The sequence below is a fragment of the Cupriavidus cauae genome (assembly GCF_026210475.1).
GTDB lineage: Bacteria > Pseudomonadota > Gammaproteobacteria > Burkholderiales > Burkholderiaceae > Cupriavidus > Cupriavidus cauae.
Genome location: NZ_CP080294.1, coordinates 1,093,595 through 1,106,827, shown reverse-complemented (window position 1 = coordinate 1,106,827; position 13,233 = coordinate 1,093,595). Strand labels below are relative to the sequence as shown.

General features: G+C 69.2%; 10 protein-coding genes. 6 read left to right on the top strand and 4 right to left on the bottom strand.

The window, feature by feature from the left end; all coding sequences use genetic code 11:
• The first annotated feature begins 36 nt into the window (after window positions 1-36).
• From KZ686_RS20285 to KZ686_RS20260, 6 genes are all read left to right on the top strand, one after another.
• A complete protein-coding gene (locus tag KZ686_RS20285; protein WP_226106853.1) occupies window positions 37-900 on the top strand; it encodes a GntR family transcriptional regulator in 864 nt (287 codons plus the stop codon).
• A gap of 2 nt (window positions 901-902) precedes the next feature.
• Entirely contained in the window at window positions 903-1,571 is a 669-nt protein-coding gene (locus tag KZ686_RS20280; protein WP_149318526.1) for an aspartate/glutamate racemase family protein, read from the top strand.
• A gap of 339 nt (window positions 1,572-1,910) precedes the next feature.
• Window positions 1,911-3,251 carry an MFS transporter gene (locus KZ686_RS20275; protein ID WP_149318527.1) on the top strand — a complete coding sequence of 447 codons (1,341 nt, stop codon included), beginning with the start codon at window positions 1,911-1,913 and terminating at the stop codon, window positions 3,249-3,251.
• A 49-nt stretch (window positions 3,252-3,300) separates the two neighbouring features.
• Complete coding sequence (gene hydA / locus KZ686_RS20270; protein ID WP_226106854.1) at window positions 3,301-4,737, top strand: dihydropyrimidinase; 1,437 nt, start codon at window positions 3,301-3,303, stop codon at window positions 4,735-4,737.
• Window positions 4,737-6,161 carry an amidase gene (locus KZ686_RS20265; RefSeq protein WP_226106855.1) on the top strand — a complete coding sequence of 475 codons (1,425 nt, stop codon included), beginning with the start codon at window positions 4,737-4,739 and terminating at the stop codon, window positions 6,159-6,161. Before hydA ends, KZ686_RS20265 begins: the two co-directional genes overlap by 1 nt.
• Window positions 6,162-6,214: 53 nt before the next feature.
• Window positions 6,215-6,958, top strand: coding sequence for an aspartate/glutamate racemase family protein (locus tag KZ686_RS20260; RefSeq protein WP_265635222.1), 744 nt, complete (start codon window positions 6,215-6,217; stop codon window positions 6,956-6,958).
• A 107-nt stretch (window positions 6,959-7,065) separates the two neighbouring features.
• On the opposite strand, the gene KZ686_RS20255 is transcribed toward KZ686_RS20260, so the two are convergent.
• From KZ686_RS20255 to KZ686_RS20240, 4 genes are all read right to left on the bottom strand, one after another.
• The gene (locus tag KZ686_RS20255) at window positions 7,066-7,809 is read right to left on the bottom strand and encodes a GntR family transcriptional regulator (protein ID WP_226106858.1); all 744 of its coding nucleotides are present in this window, start codon (window positions 7,807-7,809) and stop codon (window positions 7,066-7,068) included.
• A gap of 127 nt (window positions 7,810-7,936) precedes the next feature.
• The gene (locus KZ686_RS20250) at window positions 7,937-9,247 is read right to left on the bottom strand and encodes an MFS transporter (protein ID WP_265635220.1); all 1,311 of its coding nucleotides are present in this window, start codon (window positions 9,245-9,247) and stop codon (window positions 7,937-7,939) included.
• Window positions 9,248-9,448: 201 nt separating this feature from the next.
• Window positions 9,449-12,610, bottom strand: coding sequence for a c-type cytochrome (locus KZ686_RS20245; protein WP_265635218.1), 3,162 nt, complete (start codon window positions 12,608-12,610; stop codon window positions 9,449-9,451).
• Window positions 12,607-13,116 carry a (2Fe-2S)-binding protein gene (locus KZ686_RS20240; protein WP_226106860.1) on the bottom strand — a complete coding sequence of 170 codons (510 nt, stop codon included), beginning with the start codon at window positions 13,114-13,116 and terminating at the stop codon, window positions 12,607-12,609. The genes KZ686_RS20245 and KZ686_RS20240 overlap by 4 nt, the downstream gene beginning before the upstream one ends.
• Window positions 13,117-13,233: the final 117 nt, after the last annotated feature.

Sequence of the window (13,233 nt, the reverse complement as noted above, 5' to 3'; positions counted from 1 at the left end):
AGGGATCACGGTCGCTTCTGGTGCGGGCGCCTGTTGATGGCGCATTCATGGCGCACCGATGGTGCACCGCATGCACCATTACCGCACAACAATTTTGCTGAAATCTGGTTAACCATTCTGGTTGACGATAACCCGGAACGCAAGAATAATTCGGCCATCGGTCCGCCACGCCGGCCGCTCGCGCACGTCCCACGGATGAGTACCGACCCTTCGCCCGACATCGAGCAACGCCTCTATCAATCGATTGCCAGCGCATTGATGGCCGGCAAGCTGCGCCCCGGCATGCCGTTGCGGGAGCGCAATCTCGCGGAACTGTTTGGCACCACGCGCGGCGCGGTGCGAAAGGTGCTGGCTCGACTGGGGCAGGAAGGCAAGCTCGAACTGCTGCAGAATCGCGGCGCCTTCGTACCGCAGCCGTCGCCGGAAGACGTGGCGGACATCTATGGCGCGCGCGCCATCGTCGAGGCGGGGCTCGTTGCCGCGCTGGCCATGCGCCTGACCCAGCGCGGTGGCCGTGGTGCCCTGGCACGGCTCAAGTCCCATGTGGAGGCCGAAGAGGCGGCATGCCGGGCGCAGGACCGCGAAACGTCGGTGCGCCTGGCCGGCGAGTTCCACCTGAAACTGGCCGAACTGGTGGGCAACGACTCGCTGCTGCGCTATCTCGAGCAATTGATCGCTCGCACACAACTGTTCGTCGCGCTCTACGAGGCGCGGGACGAGAGCCATTGCGCGCCGGACGAGCACCGCCGCATCGTCGCCGCGCTCGACAAAGGCGACGTGGCCGCGGCGATTGCGACGATGAGCGGCCATCTGGCCGACGTCCAGGCGCGCGTGCTGGCCCATATGGCGCCGACGACCGACATCGATCTGGCCGACGTGCTCGGCGCCCCGCTGGCCTGATCGTGCGCTTCGTTCTGCTCAACCCCAATGCCAGCGTCGAGATGACGGCGCGCATGTGCGCGGTGGCGCGCGAGGCGATCGGCCCCGGTCACACGCTCGACGGGCACCACAATCCCGACGGCCCGGCGGCCATCCGTTCCGCGGCCGACAACGCGCTGGCGGTGCCGGGCCTGCTCGCCCTAGGCGCCAGACATCTGCACCGGTGCGACGCGGCGATCCTCGGCGTGTCGATGGACACCGCGCTCGGCGAGCTCCGCCGGCAGGCGACGATCCCCGTCGCCGGTGTCACCGAATCGGCCATGCTGCTCGGCTCCCAACTCGGCGCGCCCGTCGGATTGATTACGGTCGGTCCCGACCTGGTGCCGCTGTATCGCGACCTCGTGCGGCAGTACGGGTTGGGCAGCCGCCTGGCCGGCATCATCGGCATCGAAGCGCCGGGGGCCTACGGCGGGGCGACCGACACTAGCGTGGCCGACAAGCTGCGCGATGCCGTGCGCACCTTGCATCGCGCCCATGGCGCACGCGTGGTGGTCACCGTCGCCGCCGCGCTGTGCGGCTACGTGAACCTGCGCGATACCGACGTGCCGCTCTACGACGGCATCGCTTGTGCCGCCTTGCAGGTATTGGCGCTGGCGCGGCTGCGCCAGGCCTCTCTTTCTTCGGCCGGCTGACCCCTCGTTTTCCCTAGCCCCTCGTCCGTCGACGGCGGGCCTCACGCGGCCGCGCTGCGCTGCGGCCATCTCCCACCCCACCCCGCAAACCCTTTCCCCGCTTGGCCTGCACGTCCGCGGCCGTGCCCCGAAACCGTGCGCCGCACCAATAGCCGGCATGCACATGCACCACTTTCGTCAAACAATTTTGGTCTTGATTGTATGGCGGTTATTGGACTACTGTACGGGACAGTGAGACGCCATGCGAGGGCCGTGCCGACGGCACGGAAGCGGCAGTCCCACCCACTACGCCAACATGCCAACCGCCGACAGGCGGCCCCCTCCGGAGGAGAACGCATCATGCAAGCAGTCAGTGTCGACGCAACCGCGCGTGCCGCGCAGGACCGTCCCCAGTCGGTCGCGCGGGTCGCGGGCGCCAGCGTGGCGGGGACCACGCTGGAGTTCTACGACCACTTCATCTACGGATCGGCCGCCGCGCTGGTCTTTCCGAAGCTGTTCTTCCCGCAGAGCGATCCGCTGACCGCGACGCTGCTGTCCTTCGCCAGCTACGGCGTCGCGTTTGTCGCGCGGCCGCTTGGCGCGGCGATCTTCGGCCACTTCGGCGACAAGTTCGGCCGCAAGTCCGTGCTGATCGTCACGCTGCTGATGATGGGCCTGGCGACCTTCGGCATCGGGCTGCTGCCGACCTACGGTAGCGTCGGCATGCTGGCGCCGCTGCTGCTGGTGCTGCTGCGGGTGATCCAGGGCCTCGCGCTGGGCGGCGAGTGGGGCGGCGCGGCCATCATGGTCAACGAGCTCGATCCCGAAGGCAGGCGCCGAGGGCTGCTCGGCAGTCTGGTGCAGCTGGCCGCGCCGATCGGGCTGCTGCTGGCCAACGGCGTCTTCGCGCTGGTGACGTGGATGGTGTCGGAAGAGGCGTTCCTGAGCTGGGGATGGCGTGTGCCCTTCCTGCTGAGCGCGTTGCTGGTCGGCGTCGGCATGTACATCCGCGCCAATGTGCGCGAGTCCGCGGTGTTCGAGAAGGCCGAAGCGCAGCACGCCGAAGCGCGCGCGCCGATCGCCGAAGTGCTGCGTCACTACAAGAAGCAGCTGCTGATCGCATTCGGCGCGCGCCTGGGCGGCGATATCGCCTTCTACGTCTTCACGCTGTTCCTGCTGTACTACGTGCCGACCAAGCTGGGCCTGCCCAAGAGCATCGCGCTCAATGCCGTGCTGCTTGGCGCCGTCGCGCAGATTCTGTTCATCCCCGTCGCGGGCCTGCTGGCCGACCGCATCGGCCGCCGCCCCGTGCTGATGATCGGCGGCATCGGCGGCGCGCTGTGGGCATTCGGCTTCTTCGCGCTGGTGCATACGCTGAGCCCGGCGCTGATCATGCTGGCCTCGTTCATCGGCATGGTGCTGGTGTCCTTCATGTTCTCGCCGCTCGCGTCGTTCCTGCCCGAGCTGTTCGCCACGAAGGTGCGGGTCACCGGCGCCTCGCTGGGCTTCCAGTTCGCCGGCGTGTTCGGCGGCGCGCTGGCCCCGCTGATCGCCGTCGGCCTGCTGGACCGCTTCGGCAGCAGCACGCCGGTCGCCATCTACCTGGCCGTGGTATGCGTGCTGATCGCCGTCGCCGCGGGCGTGGCACGCGAGACCGCACGGGCCCGCCTGTCCGACCTCGGCAACGAGGCCGCACGCTGAACGAGCGCCGCGTGTGCCGCGCCAGAACAACAACCGTAATGAGATACCCGTGAAACAGTTCGACCTTCTGATCCGCAATGGCACGGTGGTGACCGCCAGCGACACCGTGCAATGCGACATCGCGATCGCCGGCGGCCGCATTGTGCAGCTCGGCCACGACCTCGGCAGCGCCCACGAGGAGATCGATGCGAGCGGCAAGCTGGTGCTGCCGGGCGGTGTCGATGCGCATTGCCACCTCGACCAGCCGATGCCCGACGGCCTGAAGATGGCGGACGACTTCGAGTCGGGCACCATCTCGGCCGCGTGCGGCGGCACCACCACCGTGATTCCGTTTGCGGCACAGGAAAAGGGCCAGTCGCTGCGTGCCGCCGTGGCCGACTACCATCGACGGGCCGAAGGGCGCGCCGTGGTGGACTACGCCTTCCACCTGATCGTCTCCGATCCGACCGAGACGGTACTGCGCGACGAGCTGCCCTCCCTGATCCGCAAGGGCTACACGTCGTTCAAGGTCTACATGACCTACGACGACCTGAAGCTTAACGACCGCGAAATCCTCGACGTGCTGACGGTGGCGCGCCAGGAAGGCGCGCTGGTGATGATCCACGCGGAGAACTCCGACTGCATCGCCTGGCTGACCGACCGGCTGGAGGCCGAGCAGAAGACCGCGCCGCGCTTTCATGCCATCGCGCGGCCGATGGCGATCGAGCGCGAGGCGACGCACCGCGCCATCACCTTCTCGGAACTGGTCGATGTGCCGATCCTGATCGTCCATGTGTCGGGGCGCGAAGCGGTCGAGCAGATCCGCTGGAGCCGCGCGCGCGGCATGAAGATCTTCGCCGAGACGTGCCCGCAGTACCTGTTCCTGACGGCATCGGACCTCGACCAGCCCGGCTACCATGGCGCGAAATGCGTCTGCAGCCCGCCGCCGCGCGACCGCGCCAACCAGGAGGTGATCTGGGACGGCCTGGCCGATGGCCTGTTCACGATCTTCTCGTCGGACCATGCGCCGTTCCGCTACGACGATCCGCAAGGCAAGCAGCCGGGCGGGCAGGAGGTGCCGTTCCGCTATATTCCGAATGGCATCCCCGGGCTGGAGACGCGGCTGCCGCTGCTGTTCTCCGAGGGCGTCGGCGGCGGGCGCATTTCGCTGAACCAGTTTGTCGCGTTGACGTCGACCAACCCCGCCAAGCTCTACGGACTGCATCCGCGCAAGGGCACCATCGCGATCGGCGCGGACGCCGATCTGGCGATCTGGGACCCGCAGCGCGAGGTGGTCATCCGCAACGCCGACCTGCATCACGCGGTCGACTACACGCCGTACGAAGGCACGCGCGTCAAGGGCTGGCCGGTCGCGACGCTGGTGCGCGGCAAGGTCGTCGCGCACGAGGGCAAGATGCAGGCGACGGCGGGACACGGCGAATTCCTGCCGTGCGCGCTGCCGGAGATGGCAAAGCCGCGTTACCGGACTTCGGGAGGAAGCCTTTGATGTCCCATCCGAATCGCAGTCGGCAGGACAGCGGCCATGACCGCGATGCCGCGCCGCCGTACCCGAGCGCCTCTGGCATCGCGGCCCAGGTCAACGCGGGCGAGCTCGATCCCGGCGCGGTGGTGTCGGCGTTCCAGGCACGCATCGACGCGCGCAACGGTGAACTCAATGCCGTCTTCGAGGAGCGCCGCGATCTGGTCGAGGCCGACGTCGCGCAACTGCGCGGCCGCCTGGCCGCCGGCGAACGGCCGCCGCTCGCCGGCGTGCCCGTGATTGTCAAGGACGTGGTGTGGGTGCGCGGCCGCCGCGTGACCCAGGGCTCGCTGCTGTACCGCCACTTCGTCGCGCCCGAGGACGCCATCGCGGTCGAGCGGCTGCGCGCGGCCGGCGCCATCGTGCTGGGCATGGGCAATACCTCGGAATTCGCCTGCAAGGGCCTGACCACCAACAAGGTCTACGGGCTGACGCGCCATCCGCAGGACACCGCGCTGACGGCCGGCGGCTCGTCGGGCGGTTGCGCGGTGGCGGTGGCCGCCGGCATGGCGCCGCTGGCGCTGGGCACCGATGGCGGCGGCTCCAGTCGGCGCCCGCCCGCGCACGCGGGGGTGGTCGGCTTCAAGCCGTCCTTCGGCGCCATTCCCGATGCCGCCGGTTTTCCGCACGCGTTTCCGGGCATCCAGGTGATGGCGCCGATCACGCGCACGGTCGACGATGCTGCCCTGATGTTCCGCGCGCTGTGCGGTCCCGATCCGCGCGATCCCGATTCCATGGGCTTTCAGTGCGCTGCGGCCGAGCCGCTGGAGGAGCTTCGCATCGCGGTCAGCCCGCGCCTGGGCCTGGACACACCGGTCGACGACGATGTCGCCGAGGCCTTCGAGGCGGCGGTGGCACGCCTGCGTGCGGCAGGGCTGCGCATCGCGCGGCAGGATCCGGCCTGGCCGGAAGGGGCCGGCGAGGCGGCCTTGATGCCGCTGCAGCATGTCGGCCTGGCCAATCTCTACGGCGAGGCCTGGCGAAGCGACCCGGATCGCTTCGATCCGGACATCGCGCGGCAGATCGAGCGCGGCCTGTCGTGGAGCGGCGCCGAGGTAGCGCGCGCACGCGAGGCGAGCCGCCGCATCGGCCTGGCCCTGGCGGCGTTCTTCACCGAGCATGACCTGCTGCTGTGCCCGACCACGCCGTGCGTGGCCTGGCCCAACGACCGGCTCGGTCCCGAGCGGATCGGCGGCGTCGCCGTCGAACCGCGGGCGCATGCCGTCTTCACGCCGTTCTTCAACCATGCCCAGGCGCCGGCGATTTCGGTGCCATGCGGCACCGGGCGCGACGGCCTGCCGGTCGGCTTGCAGATCGCCGGCCCGCGCGGCGCCGACTGGCGCGTACTGGCGGCCGCGCGCCTGGTCGAACAACTGCTGGCGGCCGGCTGAGGCGACGGCCGCTCCCCGCACGTGACGAACCCGCGACTCCATCCCGAGACACCATGCGCATCCTTGTCCTGAATCCCAATACCAGCGAAGGCATCACGGCGCGGCTGATGGCCGCCGGCAGCGATGCCGCCGCGCCCGGTTCCGAACTGGTGCCGCTGACCGCGCCACGCGGCGTGCCCTATATCGCCACCCGTGCCGAGGCGCAGATCGGCGGCGCCATCGCGCTGGAGATGCTGGCCGAGCATCATGCGAGCGTCGATGCGGCGATCATCGCCGCCTTCGGCGACCCGGGCCTGCTCGGCGCGCGCGAACTGTTCGACCTGCCGGTCGTCGGCATGGCCGAGGCCGCAATGCTCAGTGCCTGCATGCTGGGACGGCGCTTTGCCATCGTCACCTTCGCCCGCGCGCTGGGCCCGTGGTACGAGGAATGCGTCGACATGCACGGACTGCGCGGCCGGCTGGCCGGCATCCGCATGCTCGACGACGCGTTTGCGTCGGTATCGGATGTGCAGGACGAGAAGGAGGCGTTGCTGGTGGCGCTGGCCAACCGCGCCGTCACCGAGGACGAGGCCGATGTGGTGATCCTTGCCGGTGCGCCGTTGGCCGGGCTGGCGGCGCGGGTGCGCGACCGCATCCCGGTGCCCGTGGTCGACCAGATGGCGGCCGCCGTCAAGCAGGCCGAGGGGCTTGTCGCGCTGAACACGCGCAAGGCGACCGCCGGCACGTTCCGCCGGCCCGATGCCAAGTCCACGTTGGGTCTGCCCGATGCGCTCGCGGCGCGTATCGAGCATCGTTAGCCCATCGTTCGCCAGTCGTTGTCGGCAGCCCGCACGTCGGTCCGCACCCCAGACCGCAGGTCAGTCCGCACATCGGTGCTCCGATGACCCGGCGCGTTGGCGCCTTGCTACACGGAGGCGAACACCGCCTCCAGGTCGACCTCTTCGTCGGCCGGCGCGTCTAGATGCAAGGTGCTCTCGACATGCGCCAGATGCTCGGTCATCAGCGTGGCCGCGCGCTCGCCGTCTCCCGCTTCGAGCGCATCGAGAATGTCGTCGTGTTCGTGATGCGGGCAGGACGGCACGCCCGGCGCGTCGTACAGCGCGATGATCAGGCAGGTCAGCGAGCACAGCTCCCGCAGATACCTGGCCAAGTACTGGTTTTCCGACAGGTCCGCAAGCCGCGCATGGAATTCGCCGGACAGCCGGATGATCGTGCGCCGGTCGTTCTTGCGCCGCGCCTGCGCTTCGTCGCGCGTGATCGCGCGCAGCGGCCGCAGGCGCTCCCGCGTCATGCCGGCCGCGAGGTCGCGCGCGAGCTCGGGCTCGATCAGCCGCCGCGCATGCAGGACCTGGCGGGCCTGCTGCACGCTCGGGCTGGAGACGAAGGTGCCGCGGTTCGGATACACCGTCACCACGCCCTCGTGTGCGAGCTTGGTAAAGGCCAGCCGCACCTTGGTCCGGCTGACGCCAAACACAGTGGCCAGTTTCTCCTCGACCAGCTTGGTGCCGGGCGGCAGCCTGTGCTCCCAGATCGCGACCAGGATGCGCTCGGCGATCTCGTCGACCTGGATGCCGGACGCGGCCTTGCCGTCGTCCAGCGGTTCGGCGGGGCTGTCGGTGTCGAGGCGGACGGCTTTCGCTCGCGGCATGATGGGGTCGGATACGGGCAGTTGGAGCGCCTATTGTACGGCGGCTGCCGGGCGACTGTATATCGCCTCGGCCGTCCGATCACCGCAGCGGCCGCCGCAGTGGCCGTATGCCGCCCCGCCCTTGCCGCTATCGGTTGACCGTCTTCGCCGGCATCGCCAGCACCAGCAGGCAGCTTCCCAGCAGGCAGACGGCGAACAGGATCAGGCCGGCGCTGGGGCTGTTGAAGGTGTCCTTCATCCAGCCCAGCAGGTACGTCGCCGCAAACCCGCCCAGGTTGGCGATCGAGCAGGCCAGCGCAATGCCCGCGGCCGCCGCGGTGCCGCTCAGGAAGGTCGACGGCAGGCACCAGAACACCGGGAACGTCGCCACGATGCCGACGTTGGCCAGCGTCAGCAGCGCCAGTGTGGCGCCGGTATGGCCAGTGACGAAGGTACTGGCGACCAGCCCGAAGGCGCCGAACAGCACCGGCACGACGATATGCCAGCGGCGTTCGCGGGTGCGGTCCGAATGCGCGCCGTTGATCAGCATGGCCACCACCGCCACGGCATGCGGAATCGCGGTCAGCAGGCCGATATGCAGCGGGCTGGCGACGCCCGAATCGCGGATGATGGTCGGCATCCAGAAGCCGATCGAATACGTTCCCATCAGCAGGCACATGTCGATCACGCCCAGCATCCAGACGCGGCGGTCGGTGAAGGCCGCCTTCAGCGAATGCTGGTTCTCGACGAGCACGTCGGCTTCGAGATTGCGTTGCAGCGTGCGTTTCTCGCCCGCATCGAGCCATTTGGCCGAGTCGATGTTGTTCGGCAGATAGAAGAACACCATCACGCCGAGCAGCACCGAGGGCAGCGCCTCGAGGAAGAACAGCCATTGCCAGCCGGCATAGCCGTAGACGCCGGCAAACGCCGTCATGATCCAGCCCGAGATCGGACTGCCGATCATGCTGGCCAGCGGCAGCCCGATCATGAACAGCGCGATGATCTTGCTGCGGCGATGGGTCGGATACCAGTAGGTCAGGTACAGCAGCACGCCGGGCAGAAAGCCCGCTTCGGCCGCGCCGAGCAGGAAGCGCACGATATAGAACTGCGTGGGCGTGGTGACGAACATGGTGGCCCCGGACAGCAGGCCCCACGTCACCATGATGCGGGCGATCCAGATACGCGCGCCGACCTTCTGCAGCACCAGGTTGCTCGGCACTTCGAACAGGATATAGCCGACGAAGAACAGCCCGGCGCCCAGGCCGTAGACCGTCTCGCTGAACTTCAGGTCGTCCAGCATCTGCAGCTTCGCCAGCCCGACATTGATGCGGTCCAGATAAGCGGCCAGATAGCACAGACAGAAGAACGGAATCAGGCGCCATGTCACCTTGCGGTAGACATCCGGTTCCGTCGTTGGGGCCAGCACGCCGGCCGTTCCTTGAGAGTACTGATACGACATCTTCGCTCCTTGCTTGGTCTACCTTTGGGTGCTGGCGCCAACACCGTCCCCGCCTCGGCGTCGATGACGCAAGGTGCGGGTTCGGCGTGACTGGGGTCCGATGCAGTGCGTGCTGCATCGTGATCGGGAATGCGTTGTGAAGCAGTGGTGCGGTTGTGAGTAGCGGCGGCGACCTCTTCGATGTCTTGAGCCTGTTCGACCTTATTGCCCGTGATGCGTGCCATTGGCGCCATTGGCGCCATGTACAACCTTCGCGCCGGTGGACGCGCTGCTGCGTATTCGGGCCACCGCCTCGTCCACGCCCTGCCAGGCCGGCTTGTCCGGCGCAAAACGGGCGCGCAGGTAATGCACCAGTTCGGCGACCTGCCGGTCGTCGAAGCTGTCGGCAAAGCTCGGCATATCGCCCAGCGCATTCGATGAAGGCGCCGGAATGCCCTTGAGCACGGCCTGAATCACGTTGTCCGGCTTGTCGCCATGCAGATTGGTGTTCAGCGCCAGCGACGGCTTGGCGCCGAACATCGGCACGCCCTGATCGGATTGATGGCAGACCGCACAGGCGCTCTGGTAGAGCCGGTCGGCGGGACCGGTCATGGTGCGGGCTAGCGTCGCGCTGCGCTGCTCGAGGACCCGTGCCCGCCGGTCGAGCGTGGCGGCATCCGGCGGCGGCGCGTTGAACGATGCGACGTAGTGCGCAATCGCGCGGACGTCGCTCTCCGGTAATTGCGCCAGCTCTTCGACGACCGGCGCCATCGGTCCGGCGGCGGCGCCATGGCGCGACGAGTACCCCGTGCGCAAATACTGGAACAGGTCTTCTTCGGTCCAGGGAATCGGCGCGCGCGACAGCGAGGTCAAGGCCGGCGCTTCCCAGCCTTCGGCCTCGCCGCCGGTCAGGTAGGCGCGGCCGCCCTTCTCCGCGCCGAAGGCATTGCGCGGCGAATGGCAGGCGCTGCAGTGTCCCAGCCCTTCGGCCAGATACGCACCGCGGTTCCATTGCACCGAGCGCGACGGGTCGGGCTGGAAGGGCTCGTTGCGATGGAACAGCAGATTCCAGCCGGCCATCAGTGGCCGCAGATTGAAGGGGAACGCCAACTCGGTCTTCGGCGCCGGCGCATGCACCGGCTCGGCCGACATCAGGTACGCGTACAGCGCGCGCATATCGCCCTCGCTGATCTTGGCGAAGGCGGTATAGGGGAAGGCGGGGTACAGCCGGCGTCCGTCGCGATGGACGCCTTCGCGCATCGCGCGCTCGAACGCGGCGTACGACCAGTTGCCGATGCCGGTGTCGACATCGGGCGTGATATTGGTGCTGTAGATCGTGCCGAACGGCGTCTCGAGCGGCAGGCCGCCGGCGTTCTTCGCGCCGTTGGGCGCGGTGTGGCAGACCGCGCAATCGCCGGCCGCCGCCACCAGCTGGCCGCGTTCGATTGTCGCGGCCGAATAGAAGCCCGGCTCGGGGGGCGCAACGGGCGCGATCGCCGAGCGCCATGGCATCACGGTGGCGCACAGTCCGGCGATGGCGGCGCCCGCCGCAATCAGCCAATGGCGCTTGCGCCTGGCGGGCGCGCCCTCGGTGTGTTCTCCGGCCAGCGCCAGGCGTACGCGTTCGCCGCTGAACGGCGGCTCGCGCAGGCGCACGCCGGTGGCATCAAAAATCGCATTGGCGATCGCGGCGGCGGCGGGCAGGGTCGCGGCGGCGCTTCCGCGCAGACCCGCGGTCGTCGTCAAGCCGCCGACGACGCGGACCTCGGGAGCGAGCGTGCCGACCGCGGCCGGCAGCGCGGTGGCGGCATCGGCGGCCGTCGCCCAGCGATCGAACGACGGCGCCTGTGCCGTCAATTGCCGGGTCGCTTCGGCGATATCGTGTTCCAGCGCCGGCGCAGCGGCCTGCGTTCGGCCGGGTGAAGGTGAAGGCGAAGGCGACGGCAAGGACGACCGCGAAGGTGTGGACGTGGACACCGCGCTGTCGTGACCGAGCGTGACCCGTGTCACGCTGACTTCGCCGCTGAACGCGTCTACCTCGACGTCGGCAACCCACGCGGCCCAGCTGTGCGTTGGCTGCGCGCCATCGGTATCGACCACGCTGGCGTAGGCGAAGCCGCGCCCGCGGCGAACGCCCGCCGACACATCGGGCGACGCGGCGCGGGACACAGAGCGCTGTGCAGGCGCCTGCCATCCGGCCTGCCACGCCACCTGCCGAACCAGCGCCGCGCCCCGCTCGTCCTGCAGATGATTCAGGCGCAGCGCAACCGGATCGACGCCGGCCAGCGCGGCGGCCTCGTCCAGATGCGATTCGCGTGCAAACACCTGAGCGACGGCGCCCGCCAATGGGTTGATCGCGATGGCGACTGCCGTGGGCGCCATGTCGGCCGACACCGCTTCGAGATGGTCGATCCGATACGGCGGCACCAGTCCGGCGTCATCGCTGCCGCCGACATCCGAGACCGCGGACGGCGTACCGGTCTGGATCGATGCCAGCGGCCGAGCCTGGACAGGCATTGCCGTGGCTGTGACCTGGTAGGCGGAAATCGCGGCGGCCTCGCCATCGGGCTCGCCGCCGGTCGTCGCACTTGCGATGCGGGTCGTGATCCATCCCGCGGCATCGTCGAACGCCGCCGCATCGAAGCGAACCCGCACCGGTCCGCCGACCGCCTGCGCCAGCAGCGCGGCATCGGCGGCGGCATGATGGGACACGCTTGCCCGGGCGGCCGCACCGCTCACGTCGGCCATGTCGGCCACGTCGGCCATGTCGGCCATGTCGGCCATGGCGGCCATATCGGCCATATCGGCCATATCGGCGCCGTCGTGCCAGCAGATCAGCGCGACCGCGGTCTCGGCAATCCCGAGCAGCTTCGCCAGCTCGGCGCGCAGCGCACCGGGACGGCTATCCGGAAGCCAGACCCGCAGTTCGCCGTCTCGCCAATCCGCGATCGCGGTGGCGGCAGGCGGGGCGATGCCGGCCAGCGGCCAGCGGTAGTCCTGTTCGAGTTGCATGGATGCGGCCGCCAGCGCCGACGCTGCGTCGCCGTGCGAGGCGACCACCCGGCGCCGGCGCGGAACACGCTGCTCGGTACGGCCCCCGGCCTCCGACCATACCGGGCGCAACGCTGCCGCACCGGCTGCCGCCTGCGCGGGCGAGCGTGCCACCACGGCGAGGAAGTTGGCGCGCGCGACCACCGCGACCACATCGGGCACCGCGCGTGCGGCCTCGGCGTCGAAGCGGCGCAGCGTCGCGGCATGCGGATGACGGGGCCGCACGACTTCGCCAAACAAGCAGCGTTCGCGCGCGGGCGGTGGGATCAGCATCGTCCCGTCCGCTCCGTGGGCGATATCGCCGCCGCCGGCCACCCGTGCCAGATCGTTCATCGCGGCTCCGCCTGTTCGCCGGCCTGCCCCAGCAATACCGCGGCGCGCTTGACCGCGCGCACGATCTCGACATGCGTGCCGCAGCGGCACAGGTTGAAGCGCAGCGCTTCGCGGATCTGCTCGTCGGTGGGATCGGGATGCATCGACAGGAAGGCCTTGGCGGTCATGATCATGCCGTTCAGGCAGTAGCCGCACTGGGCCGCCTGTTCCTCGATAAAGGCTTGCTGCACCGGGTCCAGCCGCTCGCCCCGCGCAAGCCCTTCCAGCGTCGTCACCGCATGCCCGACCGCGGCCCTGACCGGCACCACGCACGAACGCGCCGCGACGCCGTCGATCAGCACCGTGCAGGCCCCGCACTGACCGAGCCCGCAGCCGTACTTCGGCCCGTTGCATTGCAGGTCGTTGCGCAGGACATAGAGCAGCGGCGTGGCCGGGTCGGCGCAGACCGATCGTTCGGTGCGGTTGACGTTCAGCGAGAGCTGGCTGGGGGGGCGAGGCACGCTCATGGGGCTGGCTTGTCTTGGGGGCGGCAATGCAAGGTTGCCGCGCCTCCGGGATTCACGATGGGCATCGCGGGCCGGAGCGCGCCGGCTCGACCGCGCCGGCGGGCCCGAAGACCCGCG

Coding starts and splice junctions, on each gene's coding strand:
- KZ686_RS20285 (WP_226106853.1), top strand. CDS start 37: ATGGCGCATTCATGGCGCACCGATGGTGCACCGCATGCACCATTACCG.
- KZ686_RS20275 (WP_149318527.1), top strand. CDS start 1,911: ATGCAAGCAGTCAGTGTCGACGCAACCGCGCGTGCCGCGCAGGACCGT.
- KZ686_RS20265 (WP_226106855.1), top strand. CDS start 4,737: ATGTCCCATCCGAATCGCAGTCGGCAGGACAGCGGCCATGACCGCGAT.
- KZ686_RS20260 (WP_265635222.1), top strand. CDS start 6,215: ATGCGCATCCTTGTCCTGAATCCCAATACCAGCGAAGGCATCACGGCG.
- KZ686_RS20255 (WP_226106858.1), bottom strand. CDS start 7,809: ATGCCGCGAGCGAAAGCCGTCCGCCTCGACACCGACAGCCCCGCCGAA.
- KZ686_RS20250 (WP_265635220.1), bottom strand. CDS start 9,247: ATGTCGTATCAGTACTCTCAAGGAACGGCCGGCGTGCTGGCCCCAACG.
- KZ686_RS20245 (WP_265635218.1), bottom strand. CDS start 12,610: ATGAACGATCTGGCACGGGTGGCCGGCGGCGGCGATATCGCCCACGGA.
- KZ686_RS20240 (WP_226106860.1), bottom strand. CDS start 13,116: ATGAGCGTGCCTCGCCCCCCCAGCCAGCTCTCGCTGAACGTCAACCGC.